This is a genomic window from Halegenticoccus soli (assembly GCF_002844195.1).
Taxonomy (GTDB): Archaea; Halobacteriota; Halobacteria; order Halobacteriales; family Haloferacaceae; genus Halegenticoccus; species Halegenticoccus soli.
This window is the reverse complement of record NZ_PEND01000004.1, coordinates 423,130-446,070: the sequence shown is the minus strand read 5'-3', so window position 1 is coordinate 446,070 and position 22,941 is coordinate 423,130. Positions and strand designations below refer to the sequence as shown.

Genomic DNA, 22,941 nt, shown 5'->3' with positions numbered 1-22,941 from the left:
ACCGCGTTGGGCGGTCGTCGCCGGGGTTCACCCGCCGTCGGCTGCGCCCCCGTTCGCCCCCCGCCGCTTCGCGCGCTCGACGAACGCCCGAGGCAGCTCCTCGATGGTTCCGGCCTGGACGCCCCAGAGTTTCGCGTAGAGGCCGTCCCGCGCGAGCAGCTCCTCGTGGGTGCCCCGCTCGACGATGCGGCCCCGGTCGAGAACGAGGATCAGGTCGGCGTCCCTGACCGTCGAGAGGCGGTGGGCGATCACGAACGTCGTCCGGTCGGCGGCCAGCCGGTCGAGGCTCCGCTGGATGAGCAGTTCGGTCTCGGTGTCGACCGCCGAGGTCGCCTCGTCGAGCACGAGGATCGCCGGGTCCTGCAGCACGGTCCGGGCGATGCTGATGCGCTGGCGCTGGCCGCCGGAGAGCTTCACCCCCCGCTCGCCGACGCGCGTGTCGTAGCCGTCGGGAAGAGTTGTGATGAAGTCGTGCGCCTCGGCCGCCGTCGCCGCACGGACCACCTCCTCGTCGGACGCGTCGAACCGTCCGTAGCGGACGTTCTCGGCGATCGTCCCGTCGAAGAGGAACGTCTCCTGCCCGACGTAGCCGACGGCGTCCCTGAGGCTCGCCAGGCGCACGTCGCGCACGTCGCGGCCGTCGACGCGGATCTCCCCCTCGGTCACGTCGTACAGCCGGAGCAGGAGCTTCAGCGCGGTCGACTTTCCCGCACCGGTCGGTCCGACGAGCGCGACCGTGTCGCCCGCTGCCGCCGAGAAGGTGAGATCGGAGAGCACGCGCTCGCCGTCCTCCTCGTAAGCGAAGGAGACGCCGTCGTACGCCACGTCGCCGCGGACCTCGGTCAACTCGGCCGCGTCGGGATCGTCCGATATCCGGGCGGGGACGTCCATCAGGCCGAAGACGCGCTCGCCCGACGCCTTCGCGTTCTCGTACCAGTCGACGATGTTGCTCACCTGCGCCAGCGGCGCGACGAACCGCTGGGTGAGCAGGACGAAGGTCACGAAAACGCCGACTTCGAGGCCTTCAGCCCCCGTTCCCGCGAGCGGACCGGGCGGCGCGCCGGTGAACAGCCACAACCCGCCCGCGACGAACGTCGCGGCGAACGAAAGTCCCGCGAGGAGTTCCATCCCCGGGCGGTAGAAGTAGCTGAGCTTCAGCACGTCCATGTTCGTGCGGTGGTACTCCTCCGACGCCGCGCGGACGCGCCGGTTCTCGTACTCCTCGGCGTTCGTCGTCTTGACGAGTTCGATGCCGCTCAGGCTGTTTTCGAGGCGGGTGTTGAGCCGGCCGACGCTCGACCGGACCGCCGCGTACCGCGGTTCGACCGCGCGCATGAACCAGAGCGTGAAGGCGACGAGGAGCGGCACCGCGACGAGCGCGACGACCGCGAGGCCGGCGTTGAGCGAAAAGAGGATGACGGCGACGCCGACGACGGTCACGCGATGCGGATCGCGTCGCTCAGCGCGTTGTCGAGGAACACTTCGAGGTTCGACGCGTCGTTGTTGAGGACGCTCATCACCTCGCCGGTCTGTTTGTCGTCGAAGAACGTCATATCGAGCGACTGCATCTTCTCGAAGGTGTCGACCCGAACGGCGTGCATGACGTTGTGCGCGAAGAAGTTCATCGTCACGCCCCAGATCCAGGTGAAGAGCGCGGCTGCGACGAACGCCCCGGCGATGAGCGCCGCGGAGAACCAGAACCGCTCCGCGTCCCCGGCCGGCACCCACGCGTCGGGGAGGAAAAGCAGGTCGTAGTCGCCGCCGCCGAACACCCCGTCGATGGCCGCGCCGAGGACGACGGGCGGCACGAGGCTCGCCGCGCGTCCGAACAGGTTCGACAGCACGCCCGCGACGAACCACGGCCACTCGGCCGACCCGTACTCGCGGAACAGCCTGACGAGCGGTCGGTCGACGCGCTCGCGGTACGCGTCGAACGGGTTCTCCTCCCGGAAACCGTCAGCCACCGGCCGCCCTCCACCGGGGCGTATCGATCGCCGATCCGCCCCTCCCGTCGCTACTCATCTATCGCGCGGTGCGGCGAGATGTGCGGACCGGTGGGGCTCTCGGAGTCGACGCTCGCGTCGACGCGGAACACGTCCCGGAGCAGCTCCTCCGTCACGACCTTCCGCGGCGGCCCCCAGTCGTAGAGTTCGCCGTCCTTCATGGCGATGAGGTTGTCGGCGAACCGGGCGGCCTGCCCGATGTCGTGGAGCACCACCGCGACGGTCACGTCGCGCTCTTCCTTCAGCGTCCGGACGACCTCCATGACGCGGAGCTGGTGGTGCAGATCGAGGAACGTCGTCGGCTCGTCGAGGAGCAGCACGTCGGTCTCCTGGGCGAGCACCATGGCGATCCACGCGAGCTGCTTCTGCCCGCCGCTCAGGTTCCCCACGTCGGCGTCGCGCAGGTGCGTCACGCCCGCCAGGTTCAGCGCGTTCTCGACCGCGGCGGCGTCGTCCTCGTCGACGGATTCGAAGAAGCCGCGGTGCGGGTACCGCCCGTGGTAGACGAGGTCTTCGACGGTGAGGCTCCCCGGTGCCTCGTTCTCCTGAGAGAGCAGGCCGAGCTTTCGGGCGAGCTCTTTCGTCCCGAGCCCCTGAACGTCCTGACCGTCGAGGACGACGCTCCCGCGCTCGGGTTCGAGCTGGTTCGACAGCGCCCGCAGGAGGGTGCTCTTGCCGGAGCCGTTCGGCCCGACGAGCGCCGTGATCTCCCCGGCGGGAACGACGACGGACTCGCACTCGACGACGGGCTCGTCGGTGCTCGGGTAGCCGACGGCGAGGTCCTCGCCGCAGAGCTCGCAGGCGGTCGTCCCGCGGCCGTTGCGGGCCGCGGCCGCCACCTCGACCTCGGAACCGGCCTGTTCGTCCCCGGATTCCGCCGGTTCGGTCTCCGCGTCCGTCCGCTCCGCTCCCGCCTTCGTCGCTTCCGTCCCGTCGCCCGCCGGTTCGTCCATCCCCGTTCCCTCGGGTGGTTCGACGCCAGTCATCAGATCTCCCCCAGCCGCTCTTTCTTCCGCATCAGGTACAGGAAGTACGGGCCGCCGACGAGCCCGGTGACGATGCCGACCGGGATCTGCGCCGGGCTGAGCGCGAGCCGCGCCCCGACGTCGGCGGCGACGAGCAAGGCGGGACCGGCGAAGATACAGCCGATCACGAGCCGCTTGTAGTCGCTGCCGACGATGTTTCGCACCATGTGCGGGACGATGAGGCCGACGAAGCCGACGATCCCGGCGACCGCGATGGCGGCGCTGGCGGCGAGGATCGCGATCCCCGACAGCGCGAAGCGGACGCGCTCGACGGACATGCCGAGCGACTTCGCCGTCTTCTCGCCGAGGAGCAGCACGTTCAGCTGGCGCGAGGCGACGAGCGAGAGGAGCATCGACAGGACCGTCCACGGCAGCGCCATCCGAACCTGCTCCCAGTCCGTGCCCGTGAGCGAGCCGGTCGTCCACGCGATGGCGCTCTGGACGACGCTGATGTCGTCCGCGAGCAGGTACAGCCCCGTCTGGAGCGAGCCGAACACGGTCGAGACGATGACGCCCGCGAGGACGAGTCGGACGGGGCTGGTCCCGTTCTTCCAGGCGATGCCGTAGACGATGAGGAAGGCGACGGTGCCGCCGAGCGCCGCAAAGAGCGGGAGGAACGCCGTCATGCCGCTGAACACGACCAGCGTGAGGAGGATCACCAGCCCCGCGCCCGAACTCACGCCGAGGATGTACGGACTCGCCAGTTCGTTGCGCGTGACCGCCTGGAAGATCGCGCCGGAGACGGCGAGGTTCATCCCGACGAGGACGCCGACGACGACCCGCGGCAGCCGGATGTTCCAGACGATGAGCGATTCCTTCGACAGGTCCACGGAGGCGGTCGACAGGCCGACCGCCGACAGGAACGCCGTCGTGGCCTCCTCGCCGACGAAGAACCCGAGGAGCACCTGCGGGTTCGTCCACACGGCGGGGTCGAACACCGCGTTCCACGCCTGACCGATGGTCATCGAGTACGCGCCGAAGCTCACCTGCACCAGCGCGCCCCCCAGGACGATGAGAGCGCTTCCGACGACGAGCGAGACGAGCGACCGATCCAGCCATCCGAACCGCCCCCCGGCGCGCGTTCCGACGGCCGTCCCCGTCCGCGTGTCGCTCGACACGGTTACCGGCCCTCCCGGCGGCACGTCGGTTCCCGGAGCCGTTCCGTTTGCATGGGTTTTAGGTTCACCTAACTCCGCAAAAGGGCTTCGGTTCCTGAAAGTCGGAGCGACCGTGCGTCGGCGGACACGTTCGCCCTCGCCTAGGCTCCCTCTTCGCCGGACGGCGCGAGAGAGTCCGCCGTCCGCAGTTCGTCGGCCGGGCGGTCAGGCGTCGCCGGCGACGATCTTCGCGACCTCGTTTCGGTCGAACAGTTCGCCGGAGAAGGTGTCGGGGAAGAGATCGGTCGCGGCGCGTTCGAGCGTGAAGAGGTGCTGGATGGGGCCCTGGTAGATCGGGCCGCCGCGGAACACCATGTCGTTCTTGACGGCGGTGAGCTCGCTCGCCACGTCGTGGTTCTTCATGAACGAGAGGACGGTGTTCTCGAACTCCTCCGCCGTCTTGGTCTCGTGGCCGCGCACCAGCAGCACGTCGGGATCCACTTCCAGCATGGTCTCGTAGTCGATGGTGCCGCGGTCGCTCGTCGACAGACCCTTCACGCCCGTGCCGGTGAGGGCGTCCTCGATGCCCAGGTCGCGGAACTGCTTCTTGTTGGTCCCCTTGTCCGTCAGGCGGTACGGGGAGAACTCCTCGGGCTGGTCGCCGTCGGCGAAGGTGAGAAGCGCGTTCGGGCGCTCGTTCGGGAGCTCCGACTGGACGCGCGAGACGTAGTCGTCGTGGAACGACTTGAACGCCTCGTAGCGCTCCGTCTCCTGGAACACCTCGGCGACCTTCCCGAACGCCTCGTACATCGTGTAGTAGCGGTAGGTGTGCCACGACGAGTCCGTCCGGCGGAAGATCGTGTTGCCGATGAACGGGGCGACGTTCTCGCGGATCTCGTCGACGTCTTTCTGTTCGAGGCCGAACGACGATCCCTTGACGAGCCAGTTCGGGTCGACGAGGTGCACGTCGGCGTCGAGTTCGTAGAACAGCTCCTTGTCGATCTGGTAGCTGTCGCCGAGCAGCTGGTTCACCGAACCGAGGTCGACGTTCACGCCGTCGAGTTCGTCGTAATAGCGGGTGTAGTACCGCGGCTTGTTGCCGACGGCGAGGAGCCCGTCGGCCTGCCCGAGGGCCACACCCATGTCCGCGTAGCCGGACTCGTACACGAGCCACTTCTCCGGCACCGCGTCGAACGTGACGTCGCCGACGGGCTCCATGGAGACGGTGTAGGACCCCCCTCCGTCGCCGGAGCCGTCCTGCTGGGTCGTTCCGGTTCCGCCGCTCTCGTTCCCGTCGCCTGTCGATCCGTCGGACTCGCCGTCGCCGCCGGCACAGCCGGCGAGCGCCGTCGTCAGGGCTCCCGCACCGATGCCGAGTAGTTCGCGTCGCTGCATTATCCGTTTAGGCAGGCCTAAAAGACATAAAACCGTCGATCTTTAGGCGTGCCGAATCCGTCGGAACGGATCGCCCGCAAGGCTTAGTGGGCCGCCCCCGAATCAGAGCGCGTGGACGAGATCGTAGTTTCGACCGTCGTGTACCTCCCCCCCGACGAGGTGTACGACTTTCTCATCGACTTTCCGCGCTACGCGGACTACTCGAAGTACCTCGAAGAGGTCAGGAGCGACGGCGACGGCTCCCCGGGGACCAGGTACGCGCTCCGGTTTTCGTGGTGGAAACTCACCTACACCGCCCACTCCGAGGTGACAGACGTCGAACCCCCGGCCTGCATCGACTGGCGGGTCGTCAAGGACATCCACGCGCACGGTCGCTGGCGGATCGAACCGCTCGCCGAACTGCCGCCCGACGCGCCCCCCGACGCGGAGACCGGCTGCCGGGTGTACTTCGAGATCGTGTTCGATGCCGACTCGGCGCGGGACGGCGCGGTCGACCTGCCCGCGTTCGTCTCGTTCGACTGGGTGCTCGCCCGGATCAGGCCGAAGGTGCTCGAGGAGGCCGAGCGCATCGTCGCGCGGATCGTCGCGGATCTCGAAGGCAGAAATCGGGACGTGGAACTGACGGTCCGCAAGCGCCCGAGCGAGATCTGACGGGGCGAAGCGGAGGCGAACAGACGGCGCGCCGACCGCGCGCGAGGGGGTGCGCCGTGCGACCGCGTGCCCCCTCGCGCCGATTTCTCAGGGCACGGCCGCAGTTGGTCCCGTCCTCGCTGATAAACTCTCGCCGCCCGTCGATCCTGATCGTCTCGTCACCGTCTCGCCACACCGTCGCTCCCATCTCGCCACACCGTCGCTCTCGGCGGCCGTTCCCGCTCCTCGACCGTCGAAGGGAAATAGTGATACAGTCGCCGCTAGTACGGCGGGGTATGCACGGATGGTGCGTCGTCCAATGCGCGTGATCATCATCGGCGCGGGGCAGGTCGGCGAGAGCATCGCTGGCGATCTTGACGAGGACCACGAGGTGGTCGTCGTCGAACGCGACGCGAACCGCGTCGAGGATCTGACCTACTCGCTCGACGTGCTGGCCGTCGAAGGCGACGGAACGTCCGTCTCGACGCTCGAAAACGCCGGCATCGAACGCGCGGACATGGTCATCGCGAGCACGGACGACGACGAGACGAACATCGTCGCCTGCTCGACCGCCAAGGCGATCAGCGACGCGTTCACCATCGCCCGCATCAAGAACACCGAGTACCTCCGGACCTGGGAGCGCTCCGAGAAGGCGTTCGGCATCGACTTCATGGTCTGTACGAACCTCCTGACCGCGGAGGCCATCGTCCGGGTGGTCGGTCTCCCCGCCGCGCGCGACGTGGACCCGTTCGCCGGCGGGAAGGTCCAGATGGCGGAGTTCGAGATCTCGGCGGAGAGCCCCGTGGCGGATCAGACGGTCCGCGAGGCCGACCGGTTCGACTCGCTCACCTTCGCGGCCGTCCTGCGGAACGGGAGCGTCGAGATCCCGCGCGGCGAGACGGTCATCCAGCCGGGCGACCGCGTCGTCGTCATCGGGAGCCCGACGAGCGTTCAGGAGTTCGCGCGCAGCGTCGCCCCCGACGAGTCGCCCGGGACCGCCGAGGAGGTGGTCGTCGTCGGCGGCAGCGAGATCGGCTACCACGTCGCCAGGCTCCTCGAAGAGCGGGACTTCCACCCGCGGCTCATCGAACAGGATCACGACCGGGCCCGCGAACTCGCCGAAGACCTCCCCGGGACGATCGTCATGGAGAGCGACGCCACCGACATCGCCTTCCTGGAGCGCGAGCACGTCGGCGAGGCGGACATGCTCGTCGCCGCGCTCGACTCCGACGAGAAGAACCTCCTCGTCTCGCTTCTCGCCCAGCGGCTCGGCGTCGAGCGCACGGTGGCCGTCATCGACACCACCGCCTACGTCGAGTTGTTCGAGGCCGTCGGCGTCAACGTCGGCATCAGCCCCCGGGAGGTCGTCGCCGAGGAGATCACCCGCTTCACCCACGCCGGGGGCGCGGAGAACGTCGCGCTCATCGAGACGGACAAGGCGGAGGTGCTGGAGATCGAAGTCGACCGCGACAGCGCCCTCGTCGACCGCCCGATTCAGGAATCCGTGGGAACGCTCCCGGCCGGCGTCGTCATCGGGGCGATCACCCGCGATCGGGAGCTCATCACGCCTCGCGGCGACACGGTCGTTCGGGTCGGGGACCACGTCGTCGTGTTCGCCGACGCGTCCGTCGTCGACGAGGTCGCCGAGAGACTCTGAGCACCGGACGGCCGGCCGGACGTTCCGATTCAGTAGCTTAAAGCCGGCGACGGAAGACACCCGGATGTGTACCGCCAGGAGCGTGTCGAACCGTGAGGTCGGGCGTCGAGTCGCCGATCAGCCTCGGGTTTCCGAAGCTTCGCGTCGATTACCGCGACAGCCTCAGCCTCGTCGGGACGGTCCTGAAGTACCTGGTCGTGCCGCTCTTCCTCCCGGTGGTCGTCGCTCTCGTCTACGGGGAGCCGGTCGTCCCGTTCGCGGTCACGATGCTTCTCACGCTCGCCTCCGGCGTCGCGCTCGAACGGCTCCGCCCGGAACCCGACCTCGGTCCACGGGAGGGGTTCCTGATGGTCGGGCTGACGTGGCTGGCCGTGGCGGTCGTCGGCGCGATCCCGTACCTCGTCGCGGCCCACGGCGTGCCGCTACTCATGGAGCCGGTCGCGCCCACGTCGACGCTCGGGAACCCGTTCAACGCCCTGTTCGAGAGCATGAGCGGTTTCACGACGACGGGGGCGACGGTGCTCGGCGAGATCAGCGTCGACAAACACGGGTACAGCGTCATGATGTGGCGACAGCTCACCCAGTGGCTCGGCGGGATGGGAATCGTCGTCCTCGCTGTCGCAATCCTCCCCGAGCTGTCCGTCGGGGGCGCACAGCTGATGGACGCGGAGGCTCCCGGCCCCGGAATCGAAAAACTCACGCCGCGCATCGCCGAGACGGCGCGGGCGCTCTGGGTCGCCTACCTGGGGTTCACCGCGCTCGAAATCGCGCTGCTGTACGGGTTGTACCTGGCCGGCGTCGATCAGAACCTCTACCTGTACAACGCGGTCGCGCACGCCCTCACGACGATGCCGACCGGCGGATTCTCCCCCGAGGCGCGGAGCATCGAAGCCCTCTCGGCGGCCGCCCAGTGGATCATCATCCCCTTCATGATCGTCGCGGGCACGAACTTCGCGCTCATCTGGCGCGCGGTCACCGGCAATCCCGAGCGCCTGACCGACGACTCGGAGTTCCGCTTTTACCTCGGCGTCCTCGCGGCGCTCACGGCCGTCGTGAGCGCGCTGCTTTTCACGGGCGTCGGCTTCGTCGCGGAGGTGCCGGCGGGCGGGACGTACGATGCCCAGTACCTCTCCGACGCCCGCGGGGCGATCGTCGCGAACCTCGAACCGGCGGTCCGCCACGCGGCGTTCCAGATCGTCTCCATCATGACGACGACGGGGTACGCGAGCCTGGATTTCAACGCCTGGGGGCCGGCACCCCAGTACCTCCTGCTCTTTGCGATGTTCATCGGCGGCTCGGCCGGCTCGACCGGCGGCGCGATCAAGGTCGTCCGGTGGTACGTCATCGTCAAGTCCGTCAGGCGCGAGCTGTACACGACCGCCCACCCCGCGGCCGTCCGGCCGGTCCGGCTCGGCGGGCGCGCGCTGGACGAGCGCGCGATCCGCGGCATCTACGCTTTCACGCTCCTGTACTTCGTGATATTCTTCGTCGCGACGGCCGTCCTGCTCGTCGACGCTGACCGGGTCGGACAGCGGCTCACCATGCTGGAGTCGATGAGCGCCGTGGCCGCGACGCTCGGCAACGTGGGGCCCGGGTTCGGGTCGGTCGGGCCCATGGGGAGCTACCTCGGCTTTTCGAATCTCGGGAAGGCGTTCATGATCGCCCTGATGTGGGTCGGACGGCTGGAGATCATCCCCGTGCTGATCCTCCTCACGCCGGAGTACTGGCGGCGATAAGCACCCCGCGGCCGACGGACGGGAGCGAGAGTGCGACCGCCTTCGACCCGGAGAGAGCGGGAGAGAGCCGGTGCATCACGGTTCGAGGCCGTACAGCGCCGATCGGAGGAACACGAGCACGGGAATGATCTCCAGGCGCCCGATCCACATGTTCAGGACGAACATCCCCTCGGCGAGCGGGTTCATCGTCGGCCCCGTGATGCCGGTCGACAGACCGACGTTGCCCTGGGCGCTCGCCACCTCGAACACGGCGTCGGCGTAGCCGAACTCCGGGCCGGCGAGGTTGACGAGGACGACGCTGCTCGCGACGAGGACGAGCAGCCACAGGAGGCTCACGATCGCGGCCTCGCTGAACTCCCGTTCCATCTCCTCGCGGTTGAGGACGCGCCCGTCGATCTTCGCCGCGACGACGGCGCTCGGCGGGAGGAACACGCGCGAGAACTGCCACGCGATCCCCCGCCCGATCGTGTACCCGCGGATGATCTTGATCCCGCCGACGGTGCTCCCGGCCGCGCCGCCGAGCACCATCGCGCCGGAGACGATGAGCTTCCCGCCCGCGCTCCACTCCCCGATGGGCGAGGACTGAAAGCCGGTGCAGGTGAGCGCGCTGACGAACTGAAAGACGGAGTCGCGCAGCGCGTCGGCCTGCGCGACGGTCACCAGCCCGAGCGAGGGGAGTCCGAGCCAGTCGGCCCCGCCGGTGAACGCCGCCTCGGTCGCGGGAAGCGCGACGACGTTCTGCGTCGCGAGGAGGAACGAGCCCACCGCGAACAGGATGAACAGCCACCGCGTCTGGAGGTCGGACGCGAGCAGCCGGAGGTTCCTGTCCTCGAGAACGACGTAGTGGATGGGGAACGCGATCGCCCCGAGGGTCATGATCGGCAGGAGGACGCCCTCGACGAGCGGCGAGTTGTACGTCGCGATGGAGTTGTCGGTGACGCTGAACCCGCCGGTCGCGAGCCCGGTCATCGCGTGGTTGAGCGCCTGCCACCCCGCCTCCCGGAGCGGGAGCTGCGACCCGTAGTCGCTCGCGCGGATCGCCGCGAAGAGCGCCACCACCGAGATAACCGTGTAGAGCACGAAGATCTTCCAGACGGTGCGAACCGTGGAGATGACGCTCGGGTGGATCTTCTCCTCGCGGGCCTCGCCCCGGTAGAGCGCGTAGCTCCCGCTCCCCGGGCGCGCGAGTATCGACACCGTGAGGACGATCACGCCGACGCCGCCCACCCACTGGATGAGAGAGCGCCACCACTGGATCGACCGCGGGAGCGACGGCTCGTGGACCGCCATGGTGAGGCCGCTGCCGGTCCACCCGCTCATGCTCTCGAACAGGGCGTGGAGCGGGTTCCGGAAGTAGATCAGGCTCGACTGCGCGTAGTCCGCCCCCGCGGGGACGTACGACTGCATCGCCTCGGTGGGCACGAAGTGCGCCGCGAACAGGAACGGCAGCGCCCCGAAGGCGGCCGTCGACAGCCACCCGGCGGCGGCGATGATCATGCCGTGTTTGGCCCGCGGATTGGGAGCTTCGGCGAACAGCCGCCGCGCGCCGAGCCCGACCCCGGCCGTCAGGCCGCCCGCGACGAGGAACGCGAGCGCCGCGTACCATTCGCCGAAGACCGCGGCGACGCCGACCGTGACGGTCATGAGCGCCGCCTGCATGGCGAGCAGGGACCCGACGTCGCGCGCGATCGTCGCCAGGTCCGCCGGGACCCCCGCGACGGTGCTGCGCCGACCGCGGCGACGCGAGACGTGGCGAGACATCTCAGCGCGGTTCCTGTGCCTGGCTGTGGTCCTCGAAGTGACCGAAGATGTCGGTCACGGCCGGCGTCGCGCCCTCCTCGGAGTAGACGGTGAGCAGGTCGCCGGCGCGGATCTCGGTGTCGCCGCGCGGCATGATCGGTTCGGTCTCGCCCGCGCGCTCGACCGCGACGATGAGGATCCTGTCCCGAAAGAGCCCCTCGTGCGCCGCCTCCTGGATCGTCATGCCGACGACGGGCGCGTCGTCGCCGACGCGGATCTCGAACACCTCGGCCTTCTCGCCGATGCGCATGTAGTCGACGATGGAGGGGCGCTTGACCGCCCGGTAGAGGTACTCGGCGATGAGCCGCTGGGGGTTCTCCATCGTGTTCACCCCGATCCGGCGGAACAGGTCCATGTGGTCGGGGTTGTGGACGACGGACACGATGTGGGGGATCTCGAGTTCGCTGCCGAGCAGACAGACCATGATGTTCGTGGCGTCCTGGTCCGTCGTCGAGATGAGGGCGTCGGCGCGGTCGGCCCCGGCGTCGATGAGCGTGTCCCTCACCGTCGCGTCGTCGTTGAGGACGAGGCAGTCGTACTCCGCGGCCGCCCGTTCGGCCTTCCGCTCGTCGCGTTCGATGACGACGACCTCGTTGCCGCCGGCGGTGGCGATCTCGATGAGAGGCTCGCCGATGTTGCCGGCGCCGACGATGACGATGTACATCTCACCGGAGGTGTGACCGGCGGGGTCAAAACGTTTTCAATCCGTGCCCTGGGCGCGCGTATCGTTCACGAGGCGCGGGTCCGAGCGCGGAATTCGAACGGCGCGTCCGAGCGCGGGATCCGGGCGCGAACCCCGAACGCGGAGCCCGAGCGCGGCGTCGAGACTACGATTCCGCGGCGCTCGCCGCCCGGACGATCTCCGCCTCGCCGAACTTGGACCCGACGAGCTGGAGGCCGACAGGGAGGCCGTCAGCCTCGCCCGCCGGGACGGAGATCGCGGGGAGGTTCGCGAGGTTCACGGGGACGGTGTTCGCGTCGATGAGGTACAGCTGCAGCGGGTCCGAGAGGCTCTCGCCGAGCTTCGGCGGGAGGACGGGCATCGTTGGCGAGGCGAGCACGTCGGCCTCCGAGAGCGCCTCGTCGAAGTCCCGCTTGATCCACGCGCGGGCGTCCTGGGCCTTCTTGTAGTACTTCTCGTGGTACCCCGCCGAGAGCGCGTAGGTGCCGAGCAGGACGCGCCGCTTGACCTCGGGGCCGAACCCCGCCTCGCGCGACCGCGCGAACGAGTCGTTCCAGTTGCCCTCGAAGCCGCCGGAGACGCCGGAGGACTCGCTCCGCCCGTCCTCCGAGCCACCGCTCGCGCTGCTCGCGGAGACGCCGTACCGGACGCCGTCGTACCGCGCGAGGTTCGACGACGCCTCCGACATCGCGATGACGTAGTACGCCTGCACCGCGTGTTCGAGCGAGTCGAGGCTCACCTCGCGGACGGTCGCGCCCTCCGATTCGAGGTCGGCCACGGCGTCCTCGAACACCTCGACGACGCGGTCGTCCGCCCCCTCGACGAGATCCGTGACCACGCCGACCGTCAGCCCGTCCACGTCGCCGTCGGCCGCGGCCGCGTAGTTCGAGTCGGCCCCCTCCTCGCGCGTCGTCGAGTCGCTGTCGTCGGGACCGGCGATGACGTCGAGCAGTTCGGCGGCCTCCCGCACGGTCGGGGCGAGCGGGCCGATCTGTTCGAGGCTGTTCGCGTAGGCGACCAGGCCGTACCGCGAGACGAGGCCGTAGGTGGGTTTGATACCGACGACCCCGCAGAAGGCGGCGGGGTTGCGAACCGAGCCGCCGGTGTCGGTGCCGAGCGCGAGATCCGCGTCGCCGGCCGCGACGGCCGCGGCGCTCCCGCCGGACGAACCGCCGGGGACGCGCGAGTGGTCGACCGGGTTCTTCGTGGGGCCGTAGGCGGACGTCTCGGTGGTGCCGCCCATCCCGAACTCGTCCATGTTGGTCTTGCCGACGATGGTCGCGCCGGACTCCTTGAGCCGCGTCACGACGGTCGCGTCGTACGGCGGCACGTACTCCTCGAGCATCGCCGATCCGCAGGTCGTCCGCAGCCCCTCGGTGCTGATGTTGTCCTTCACGGCGATCGTCTTCCCCGAGAGCGGACCGTCGGCGTCGCTCTCGACCGTCTCTTCGGTGATGAACGCGTTCAGCTCCGCCATGTCAGGACACCCGCGGCCCCTTGAAGTACCCGTCCTCCGTCTCCGGCGCGTTCGCGAGCGCCTCTTCCTGAGAGAGGCACTCGCGGACCTCGTCGGGGCGCATGACGTTCACGAGGTCCGCCTCCTGTTCGACCTCGGGCACCTCGTCCAGCGCGTCGAAGTACGCGAGGATGTCGGCGAACTGCGACGCGAACGCCTCGACTTCCTCCCTGTCGAGGTCGATCCGCGCGAGTTCGGCGACGTGCCGCACCTCATCGGCGTCTACGGGCGAATCACTCATACTTCGAGCGTACTCCGGGCCGGGAGTAAGGGTTTCGGTGCGACGTCGGGCGACTCGCTTGTCGCCCGACCCCCCGACGCCGTCACCGCCCCGGAGTTCTCGCGCCGAAGACCGGCGAGCGCTGCCGGAGGAAATCCCCGTTTTCGGCCGAGAGAGCCGTTCGAACGGGCACCAGACTTAAGTCCGTGGGGCCGGTATTCAGATTCGCATAGGCCCGTTAGAGACCCTTCTCTCCCCCCACCAAAAAAATGACAGAGAGCGTCCGAAGTTACACGAGCGAGAGCGAACGCACGCACACGCGAAAAGAGGGTCGCGCGGAGGAGAAGGCCGAGTCAGGCGCAGAAGAGACCGAATCGGAGGAGCGCGAACTCCGCTGTCCGGAGTGCGGCGGGGCACTCGCGACGGACACGGAGCACGGCGAGACGATCTGCCAGGACTGCGGACTCGTCGTCGAGGAGGATTCGGTCGACCGCGGTCCCGAGTGGCGCGCGTTCGACGCCGCCGAGAAGGACGAAAAGTCCCGGGTCGGCGCGCCCACGACGAACATGATGCACGACAAGGGGCTGTCGACCAACATCGGCTGGCAGGACAGAGACGCCTACGGCAAGGCGCTCAACTCGCGGCAGCGCCAGAAGATGCAGCGACTGCGCACGTGGAACGAGCGGTTCCGCACGCGCGACTCCAAGGAGCGCAACCTCAAGCAGGCGCTCGGCGAGATCGACCGCATGGCCTCCGCGCTCGGCCTCCCCGACAACGTCCGCGAGACCGCCTCGGTGATCTACCGCCGCGCGCTGAGCGAGGACCTCCTCCCGGGTCGGTCGATCGAGGGCGTCGCCACCGCGTCGCTGTACGCGGCGGCCCGGCAGGCGGGCGCTCCCCGTAGCCTCGACGAGATCACCAGCGTCTCCCGCGTCGAGAAGGACGAGATCGCCCGGACGTACCGCTACATCGTCCGTGAACTCGGCCTGGAGATCCAGCCGGCGGACCCCGAGCAGTACGTCCCGCGGTTCGCCTCGTCGCTCGATCTCTCGGACGAGGCCGAGCGGCGGGCGCGGCAGCTGCTGAAGACGGCGAAGGAGGCGGGAATCCACAGCGGGAAGAGCCCGGTGGGACTGGCGGCGGCCGCGGTGTACGCGGCGTCGCTGCTCACCAACGAGAAGGTGACCCAGAGCGAGGTCTCCGACGTCGCCAACATCAGCGAGGTCACCATCCGCAACCGGTACCACGAACTGCTCGAAGCGGAAGAGCGGGTGCAGCTTCCGTAGCGCCCGTTCACCGCCGCTCTCGCTCCGTCTTTCGCCCTTCGTGGGCGCTCTCGCCTCGCGTTTGCGACGAGTTTTTTCCACCCGACGTCGAAGCGACGCGACCGACCCGGTCGGAAGTCGGAACGTCGAAGCCGCGGCGCCGTAACCAGCCGGGCATGGAGACGACGCGCCACTTCACGGCGACCGCGTACATCGTACACGACAGTGCGACGGCCCTCCACGAACACCGGCGCCTCGGCATCCGCCTGCCGCCGGGCGGGCACGTCGACCGCGACGAACTGCCGCACGAGGCCGCGCTCCGCGAAGCCCGCGAGGAGACTGGGCTGGAGCCGACGCTGCTCGTCGATCAGCCCGAGATCAGTTCGCCGACCGCGCGGACGATCCCGCGGCCGCGGCACCTGCTGCTCGAAGACGTCAACGTCTACGGCGACGAAGTCGGCCACCAGCACGTCGACCACATCTTCTACGCGACCGTCGATGACCGGCGGATCGCCCCGGACGACGGCGAGGAGGGCCCGGAGGCGTGGGACTGGTACACCGCCGGAGACCTCCGAGACGCCGATCTCGATCCGGACGTTGCCGAACTGGGGATCGAAGCGATCCGCGTCGCCGCGCAACGCGAGTAGGCGGCCGCGGACGGCAGCGCGTCCGATACGGCCGTCGATCGTTCCGGACCGAGGTCGCGAACGGGACGCCGCGGAGCAAGTGGCGCAACGACGGCCTGCCACCGACCGACGACCATATTTCGCGAAATATTTCTAGATAGATATCCGGATGACCAATCTACTGCGCGCAGGTCACGGTCGACCCCCGTCGCTTCGGAGGTGAAACGGGACGAAACCAGCGGTGCGCCGGAAGTTCATATACGAAAGCGCGACCAGTATCGCCATGAGCTGACGAGTCGCCGCGAAACGGCCCGCGAGAGCACGACGAACCGTTTCGCGGCCCAGCTCCCGTCGTCTGTTCGCCAACACCCGCACGCGTCGCCCGCTCGCCTCAAACGCCGTCCGTCTCGATCAGCGAGCGGACGTACCGGCCGACGTGATCGTCCATCCGGCGCTTGAACCCCGCTCGCCGCGCCAACCGGTCCAGTTCCCGCGAGACGAGGCTCCCGTACTGGACCGCCTTCTTGTCCGCCGTCGCGACCGACTCCGGAATCAACCCCTCGCCCGCCCGCCGAAGCGCGACCTTCCGTTCTCCCTCCGAGACGAGAAGCGGTCCCGGAAGAGAGAGCGCCGCTTCGACGACTCGATCGTGCAGGAGCGGCGCGACCGGCTCCGCGCCCGCCGCGCGCAGCGCCAGCACGTCGCGTTCCAGTTGGTTCGGGAGCGTCGCGATCACCTCCCGCGTCGCGCCCCGGACCGTCTCCGCCTCGACGCGGTGATCGTCCGGGGCGTTCGCGACCTTCGCGTAGCCGCCGAACAGCTCGTCGGCCCCCTGGCCGACGGCCACCCGATCGAAACCGTCGGCGACCGCCCGCTCCGCGACGAGATAGAGGGGAAGAGCGATCCCCACGTCCATCGCGTTCGTCCGCCCCGTCGCCCGGACGACCGCCGGGATCGCGCGTTCGAGATCCGCGTGGGCGAGTTCGACGACCCGCAGGTCGCGTCCCATCGCCTCGGCGGCGGCCCTGGCGGCCGCCACGTCGTGCGCGTCGGGAAATCCGGCGACGTAACACGGCGCGTCGGGGGCGCCCGCGGCGACGAGCGCCGAGTCGACGCCGCCGGAGAACGCGACGGCGAGGCCGTTCGGGTCGAGTTCTCGGACGCTCGTTCGAACGGCGGCGCGAACGGCGTCGAGCGCGTCGGCCGCCGAGGCGGCCGGCGGATTCAGGAGCGTCCAGACGCGCTCGTCGCCGCACCGACCCCGGACGACTCCGGCGGGGACGCGGACGGGGTCGTCGAGATCCGCCGGATCGAAGCTCCAGGCGAATCGGTCGTCCGCCTCCGAGAACAGGGGTTGGCGACCGAGCACGTCCCTGACGAGCCGGCCGTCCACCTCGCCCGCGAACCCCGCCGACCCCGGGAGGGGATCCCGATCGTCGATCGCCTCGCGGACGAGAGCGGGGGACGCACCACGGAGGGTGCGTGCGTCGCGGGACACGGTCAGAGAAAGTCGGCGAACCCGCGCCTGAGGCGTCGCTTCGCCCCGCCGGCGGCCTGCCGGAAGCTGATGTGCCACGGCGTTCGGGAGCCGACGACGCTCGTGCGCCCGGCGGCTATCGCGTCGAGGACGGCGTCGAGTGACCGCTCGTCAGCGACGACCTCGGTCACCGCCTGACCGACCATTTCGCTGATGTGGGCGTCGCTGCCGGCGGTCATCGGCAGCCCCCGGGCCGCGGCGAACCGTTCGGCCCGCCGATTCGCCCGCCCGGTCAGGAGCCGCGAGTTGTACACCTCGATCGCGTCGGCGCTCGCGAGTTGCTCGCGCGAGACGTGCGGCGCGACGCCGTGGCGGGACGTCTGAAAGGGGTGAGGGACGACCGCGATGCCCCCCTGTCCCCGGATACGGTCGAGCGTTTCGTCGAACGACAGCCCCGCGGGGATCAGCTCCTCGACGCCGAGCGCGAGGACGTGACCGGCGGCGCTCGTGATCTCCGTGCCCGGCACGCCGACGAGTCCGTACTCCGGCGCGAGGTCCGCCGCTTCGAGGCTCGCGTCGATCTCGTCGTGGTCGGTGATCGCGATGGCGTCGAGGCCGACGGCCGCCGCCTGCTCCAGGAGCAGTTCGACCGGATCCCGTCCGTCGTACGACAGCGCCGAATGCGCGTGCAGCTCGACCGATAGCACGGCTGGTGGTTGTCCGGAATCCTAAAAAAGCCACTCGATCCGTTCCGAGTCGCCGGCGCGTTCGAGTGGATGCCGTTCGCTTCGGCCGCTATTCGCCCGTCACCAGGCTGGGGAGGATGATGAGCGCCGTGAGAGCGACGGCGACGACGACGCCGACGCCGTAGAGGACGATCGGTTCCCCGACGCCGCTGTGCTGTAGCTCCGCGATGAACTCCGGCGCGATCACTGCCAGTCCGCCGACGGCGAGCAGAACGCCGATGATCCCCCAGATGTGTGCTTCGTCCATCGATCGAGAGTGAGACGACCGGCGTCTATAGAATTACCGGAACGGAAGAATTGCTCCCCGTCTCGAATACACGTTCGTGCACATGGAAAGACATTAGATCCGCCCATCTGAACAAGAGAATGGATGAGCCTCCCCGACGCGGACCACGATCTCGTCGCCGCGGAACTCGGGCGGGAGCCGACGCCCGCCGAAACCGCGCTGTTCGAGAACCTCTGGAGCGAACACTGCGCGTACCGATCGTCCCGACCGCTTCTGTCCGCATTCGACTCCGACGGCGAGCAGGTCGTCGTCGGTCCGGGCGACGACGCGGCGGTCGTTGCGCTTCCGGCGATCGACGGCGATCGTGAGAGCGACGGCGCGCGCGCGTCCGACGAGACATACGTCACCCTGGGCATCGAGAGCCACAACCACCCCTCGTACGTCGACCCGTTCGACGGGGCCGCCACGGGCGTCGGCGGCATCGTCCGCGACACGCTGTCGATGGGCGCGTACCCGATCGCCCTCGCCGACTCGCTGTACTTCGGACCGTTCGACCGCGAGCACTCCCGCTACCTCTTCGAGGGCGTGGTCGAGGGGATCAGCCACTACGGCAACTGCATCGGCGTCCCCACGGTCGCCGGCAGCGTCGACTTCCACGAGGGCTACGCGGGCAACCCGCTCGTGAACGTCGCCTGCGTCGGCCTCGTCACGGCGGATCGGCTCGTCACCGCCGAGGCGCAGGGGGCCGGAAACAAACTGGTGCTCGTCGGCAACGCGACCGGGCGCGACGGCCTCGGCGGCGCGAGCTTCGCCAGCGAGGACCTCGCCGAGGACGCCGAAACCGAGGACCGCCCGGCCGTGCAGGTCGGCGACCCCTACGCCGAAAAGCTGCTCATCGAGGCCAACGAGGCCCTGCTCGACGAGGGGCTGATCCTCGCGGCGCGCGACCTCGGGGCGGCGGGCCTCGGCGGCGCGTCGAGCGAACTGGTGGCCAAAGGCGGCCTCGGAGCGCGGATCGAACTGGATCGCGTCCACCAGCGCGAGCCGAACATGAACGCGGTGGAGATCCTGCTCGCCGAGTCCCAGGAGCGGATGTGCTACGAGGTTCGGCCGGGGGACGTCGATCGCGTCGCGGAGATCGCGGAGCGCTTCGACCTCGGCTGTTCGGTCGTCGGCGAGGTGACCGAGGGGAACTACGTCTGCACTTTCGACGGCGAGACGGTCGTCGACGTGCCCCCGGAGTTCCTCGCCGACGGCGCGCCGACGAACGACCTCGACGCCGTCGAACCGGGGCGGCCGGACCGCGATCTGCCGGACGTCGACCTCGCGGAGGCGTTCGAGGCGGTCGTCGGCAGCCCGAACGCCGCGAGCAAGCGCTGGGTCTACCGGCAGTACGACCACGAGGTCGGCCTGCGGACCGCCGTCCCGCCGGGCGACGACGCGGCCGTGATGGCAGTCAGGGAGGCGGGCGGCGAGGGTCGCGGAAGTGGGATCGGACTCGCCATCACCTCGGGCTCGAACCCCGACTGGACGAGCGCCGATCCGTACGAGGGCGCGCGGGCCGTCGCGCTGGAGAACGCGACGAACCTCGCGGCCAAGGGCGCGACCCCCCTCGCCGCGGTCGACTGCCTCAACGGCGGCAACCCCGAGAAGCCGGAGGTGTACGGCGCGTTCGAGGCGATCGTCGACGGCCTGGCGGACATGTGCCGGAGCCTGGAGACGCCCGTCGTCGGCGGGAACGTGTCGCTGTACAACGACTCCGCGTCCGGTCCGATCCCGCCGACGCCGACGCTCGCGATGGTCGGAACGAAAGCGGGGTACGACGCGCCGCCGGCGGCGCTGTCGGGCGAGGGGACGCTGCTCCTCGTGGGCGGTGCGGGCGGCGCGCTCGGCGGCTCCGAGTACCTCGCGCAGGTGGGCGGCAGCGATCGGTTCCCGACGTTGCCGGAGAACCCGGGCGAGGTCGTCGCCGCGCTGGCGGACGCGGCGAACCAGGACGCGACGCTCGCGGTCCACGACGTGAGCCGCGGGGGCCTGGCGGTGACGCTGGCCGAGATGGTGACTGAGGCCGCCGGCGCGACTGTCGAGACCGAGGACGCCGTCGCGCTGTTCGACGAGACGCCGGGCCGGGCGGTGATCGAGACGACAGATCCCGACGCGGTTCGCGAGCGCTTCGACGGGATCGCGCCGGTCGTCGCGCTCGGGGAGGCGACGGCGACCGGGACGCTGACGATCGACGTGGCGGGGGAAACGCTCTCGTACGACGCCGAAGCCGTCGCCGACCTGCGGAGCGTCATCTCCCGGGAACTGGAGTAGGCGCCCGTCGTCGCCGCGGCTCCTCGGCGGAGCGAACGACCGGCGTCCCGGACGGAGCGACACGTTTTTAGGGGCTCCTAAAAAATCGGTGCTAACCGATGGCCGCAGACACGTGCGTAATCGTCCCCACGATCCGCGAATTCGACTGCATGCGGGCGTACTTCGAGAACGCCCGCGAGCACGGGTTCGACCTCGACCGGCTCCATGTCCTGCTCGTCACGGAGGACTTCTGCGAGGCGGACGAGATGCGCGCGATGCTCCGCGAGGAGGGCGTCTCGGGCGACGTGTTCGACGGGACCCGCAGGCGGGAGTGGTTCGCCGACCACGGGGTCGAAGAGTACGCCCACCTGATCCCGGCGGCGAGCCACGCCGAGACGAGCTTCGGCCTCCTCTACATGTGGGCGGACGAGCGGTTCGACTACGGGTTTTTCATCGACGACGACACGCTGCCGCACCCGGACTTCGACTTCTTCGGGACGCACTTCGAGAACCTCGCCCACGAGGGGCCGATCGAGTCGGTTCGATCCGACGAGCGGTGGGTCAACGTGCTCTACCAGAACGCGGACGAACACGGGCTGTACCCCCGCGGCTACCCGTACTCGGCGATGGACGAGGCGGTCGAGACGGCGACGACGGTCGTCGACGACGTCATCGCCTCCCAGGGGCTGTGGACGAACGTGCCGGATCTCGACGCCGTGCGCATCCTGACGGACGGCGACCTTCGGGGGCAGGCGCGGACGCGGACCGCCGCGGACGACTACGCCGGGAACTTCGTCGCCGAGCGGGGGCACTACCTCACGGTTTGTTCGATGAACCTGGCCTTCAAGCGCGAAGTGATCCCCGCGTTTTACCAGCTTCCGATGGACGACAACGAGTGGAGCGTCGGCCGGTTCGACGACATCTGGAGCGGCGTGTTCCTCAAGCGCGCGGCGGACCTCCTGGGCAAGGACATCGTGAACGGCTACCCGCTCTGTGAGCACAACAAGGCCCCGCGGTCCACCTTCGACGACCTGAACAACGAGGTGCCGGGGCTCGAACTGAACGAGCACCTCTGGGAGGTCGTAGACGGCGTCGGGGACGGGGCCGATTCGTACGCCGAGGCGTTCGGCGCGATGGCCGACGCCCTCGCCGAGGGCGACTGGTCGGCGTACGGCAACGGCGCGTTCTTCAACTACGTCGGCGAACACATGCGGGACTGGCTCGACTGCCTCGACCGCCTCGCGACCGCGCGGACGCCGCCCGTGACGGCCGACGACTGAACCGCGCTCCGCCGATTCCGTCCGGCCGGTCGGTCGTCCGAATCGGTAGCTATATACTGTTTAGGCAAGCCTAAAAGGTTATATGACGACGGACGAGTCTTCGCGTCGCAGGGTCACCCGACGGCGGCTTCTCGGGGCGGGTGCGACCGTCGGAGCCGCGGCGCTCGCCGGCTGTAACGGACTTCTCGGACAGACGCAGGACGAACAGAAAGCGCCGGGCGGCCGGAAGGCGGTCGGCCAGATCGGTTCCGGCCGGTCCCCGTTCGGCGACCGGGAGATCACCGGCGGCACGTCGATGGCGGACATGCCGAACATGAGCGGCGAGCTCACCGTTTACTCGGCCCGCGGCGAGGCGCTCGTCGGCGAACTGATCGCGTTCATTCAGGACCTCTACGCCGATCTCACGATCAAGGTCCGGTACAACTCCGCCGCGGAGCTCGTCAACCAGATCGAGACGGAGGGCGACAACAGCCCCGCGGACGTGTTCTTCACCGTCGACGCGGGTTCGATGGGGGAACTGAAGAACGACGGACGGACGGTGAGTCTCCCGAAGAACGTGCTCGGACTCGTCCGCGAGGAGTTCCGCGACCCCGACGGCCAGTGGATCGGGACGTCGGGACGGGCGCGGACGATCCCCTACAACACGAAGCAGTTCTCGAAGTCCGACGTCCCGACCGACATCATGGCGTTCCCCGACGCGAACGAGTTCGCGGACAACGTCGGGTGGGCGCCGACGTACAGCTCCTTCCAGTCGTTCGTCACGGCGATGCGCGTGCTCGAAGGCGACGCGAAAACGAAGCGGTGGCTCCGCGGGATGATGGACCTCGGCGTCCGGGAGTACGGCGACGAGTTCCTCGTCTCGCAGGCGGTCGCAGACGGCGAGATCGGCGCCGGGTTCGCGAACCACTACTACATCCAGCGGGTGCTGGCGGGCCGCGGCGGCGAGGCGCCGATCGACACGGCGTTCACGGAGGGCGACGCGGGGGCGATCTTCAACGTCGCCGGCGCCTGCGTGCTGAAGACCGCGGAGAACCGAACGCTGGCGTCGAACTTCGTCCGCCACCTCCTCTCGGCCGAGGCGCAGGACTACTTCGCCCGCGAGACGTTCGAGTACCCGCTCATCCCCGGCGTCGAGCCGATCGGAGACCTCCCGACCATCGACGAACTCAACCCGCCGAAGGGGCTCGACCTCACCCAGCTGTCGGACTTCGAGGGGACGATCGAGCTGATGCGGGAGGTCGGCGTGCTGTGAGCGGGACCGGACG

Annotated in this window: 18 protein-coding genes and 1 pseudogene; 8 read left to right on the top strand and 11 right to left on the bottom strand. The window is 69.2% G+C overall.

What is annotated here, in order from left to right:
- Nucleotides 1–27: 27 nt before the first annotated feature.
- The 4 genes and pseudogenes from CNO20_RS13460 to CNO20_RS13445 all read right to left on the bottom strand — a co-directional run bounded on the left by CNO20_RS13460 (nt 28) and on the right by CNO20_RS13445 (nt 5,520).
- Nucleotides 28–1,964: pseudogene (locus tag CNO20_RS13460) on the bottom strand (ABC transporter ATP-binding protein).
- Nucleotides 1,965–2,014: 50 nt separating this feature from the next.
- Entirely contained in the window at nt 2,015–2,989 is a 975-nt protein-coding gene (locus tag CNO20_RS13455) for an ABC transporter ATP-binding protein (RefSeq protein ID WP_233204181.1), read from the bottom strand.
- Nucleotides 2,989–4,146 (bottom strand): FecCD family ABC transporter permease, encoded by a 1,158-nt coding sequence (locus tag CNO20_RS13450; protein WP_101296631.1) that lies wholly within the window; start codon nt 4,144–4,146, stop codon nt 2,989–2,991. Before CNO20_RS13450 ends, CNO20_RS13455 begins: the two co-directional genes overlap by 1 nt.
- A gap of 204 nt (nt 4,147–4,350) precedes the next feature.
- Entirely contained in the window at nt 4,351–5,520 is a 1,170-nt protein-coding gene (locus tag CNO20_RS13445) for an ABC transporter substrate-binding protein (RefSeq protein WP_101296630.1), read from the bottom strand.
- Between the two features lie 111 nt (nt 5,521–5,631).
- Here CNO20_RS13445 and CNO20_RS13440 point away from each other — a divergent pair, with 111 nt between their 5' ends.
- From CNO20_RS13440 to CNO20_RS13430, 3 genes are all read left to right on the top strand, one after another.
- The gene (locus tag CNO20_RS13440; protein WP_101296629.1) at nt 5,632–6,171 is read left to right on the top strand and encodes an SRPBCC family protein; all 540 of its coding nucleotides are present in this window, start codon (nt 5,632–5,634) and stop codon (nt 6,169–6,171) included.
- Nucleotides 6,172–6,469: 298 nt separating this feature from the next.
- Nucleotides 6,470–7,807, top strand: a complete 1,338-nt coding sequence (gene trkA / locus CNO20_RS13435; protein WP_101296628.1) for a Trk system potassium transporter TrkA — start codon at nt 6,470–6,472, stop codon at nt 7,805–7,807.
- Between the two features lie 266 nt (nt 7,808–8,073).
- Nucleotides 8,074–9,543 carry a TrkH family potassium uptake protein gene (locus CNO20_RS13430; protein WP_233204199.1) on the top strand — a complete coding sequence of 490 codons (1,470 nt, stop codon included), beginning with the start codon at nt 8,074–8,076 and terminating at the stop codon, nt 9,541–9,543.
- Between the two features lie 75 nt (nt 9,544–9,618).
- Here CNO20_RS13430 and CNO20_RS13425 read toward each other — a convergent pair whose 3' ends face one another.
- The 4 genes from CNO20_RS13425 to gatC form a co-directional block, all read right to left on the bottom strand.
- On the bottom strand, nt 9,619–11,304 hold the full coding sequence (locus tag CNO20_RS13425; protein ID WP_101296627.1) for a TrkH family potassium uptake protein: 1,686 nt from the start codon (nt 11,302–11,304) through the stop codon (nt 9,619–9,621).
- Nucleotide 11,305: 1 nt separating this feature from the next.
- A complete protein-coding gene (locus tag CNO20_RS13420) occupies nt 11,306–12,007 on the bottom strand; it encodes a potassium channel family protein (RefSeq protein WP_101296626.1) in 702 nt (233 codons plus the stop codon).
- 163 nt (nt 12,008–12,170) lie between these two features.
- A complete protein-coding gene (gene gatA / locus CNO20_RS13415) occupies nt 12,171–13,502 on the bottom strand; it encodes an Asp-tRNA(Asn)/Glu-tRNA(Gln) amidotransferase subunit GatA (RefSeq protein ID WP_101296625.1) in 1,332 nt (443 codons plus the stop codon).
- Between the two features lies 1 nt (nt 13,503).
- Nucleotides 13,504–13,782: an Asp-tRNA(Asn)/Glu-tRNA(Gln) amidotransferase subunit GatC gene (gene gatC, locus CNO20_RS13410; RefSeq protein WP_101296624.1), complete on the bottom strand. Its 279-nt coding sequence runs from the start codon at nt 13,780–13,782 to the stop codon at nt 13,504–13,506.
- Nucleotides 13,783–14,030: 248 nt separating this feature from the next.
- On the opposite strand from gatC, the gene CNO20_RS13405 reads away from it, so the two are divergent.
- Complete coding sequence (locus CNO20_RS13405) at nt 14,031–15,047, top strand: transcription initiation factor IIB (RefSeq protein ID WP_101296623.1); 1,017 nt, start codon at nt 14,031–14,033, stop codon at nt 15,045–15,047.
- Between the two features lie 155 nt (nt 15,048–15,202).
- A complete protein-coding gene (locus CNO20_RS13400; RefSeq protein ID WP_101296622.1) occupies nt 15,203–15,673 on the top strand; it encodes an NUDIX hydrolase in 471 nt (156 codons plus the stop codon).
- 370 nt (nt 15,674–16,043) lie between these two features.
- Here CNO20_RS13400 and CNO20_RS13395 read toward each other — a convergent pair whose 3' ends face one another.
- The 3 genes from CNO20_RS13395 to CNO20_RS13385 form a co-directional block, all read right to left on the bottom strand.
- On the bottom strand, nt 16,044–17,150 hold the full coding sequence (locus tag CNO20_RS13395) for an asparagine synthase C-terminal domain-containing protein (RefSeq protein WP_101296621.1): 1,107 nt from the start codon (nt 17,148–17,150) through the stop codon (nt 16,044–16,046).
- 2 nt (nt 17,151–17,152) lie between these two features.
- Nucleotides 17,153–17,836, bottom strand: coding sequence for a CehA/McbA family metallohydrolase (locus tag CNO20_RS13390; RefSeq protein ID WP_101296620.1), 684 nt, complete (start codon nt 17,834–17,836; stop codon nt 17,153–17,155).
- Between the two features lie 88 nt (nt 17,837–17,924).
- Nucleotides 17,925–18,122, bottom strand: a complete 198-nt coding sequence (locus CNO20_RS13385) for a hypothetical protein (RefSeq protein ID WP_101296619.1) — start codon at nt 18,120–18,122, stop codon at nt 17,925–17,927.
- A 123-nt stretch (nt 18,123–18,245) separates the two neighbouring features.
- On the opposite strand from CNO20_RS13385, the gene purL reads away from it, so the two are divergent.
- The 3 genes from purL to CNO20_RS13370 all read left to right on the top strand — a co-directional run bounded on the left by purL (nt 18,246) and on the right by CNO20_RS13370 (nt 22,928).
- Entirely contained in the window at nt 18,246–20,417 is a 2,172-nt protein-coding gene (purL, locus tag CNO20_RS13380; RefSeq protein ID WP_101296618.1) for a phosphoribosylformylglycinamidine synthase subunit PurL, read from the top strand.
- Nucleotides 20,418–20,515: 98 nt separating this feature from the next.
- Nucleotides 20,516–21,676, top strand: a complete 1,161-nt coding sequence (locus CNO20_RS13375) for an alpha-1 4-glucan-protein synthase (RefSeq protein ID WP_101296617.1) — start codon at nt 20,516–20,518, stop codon at nt 21,674–21,676.
- Between the two features lie 82 nt (nt 21,677–21,758).
- Complete coding sequence (locus tag CNO20_RS13370; RefSeq protein WP_101296616.1) at nt 21,759–22,928, top strand: iron ABC transporter substrate-binding protein; 1,170 nt, start codon at nt 21,759–21,761, stop codon at nt 22,926–22,928.
- Nucleotides 22,929–22,941: the final 13 nt, after the last annotated feature.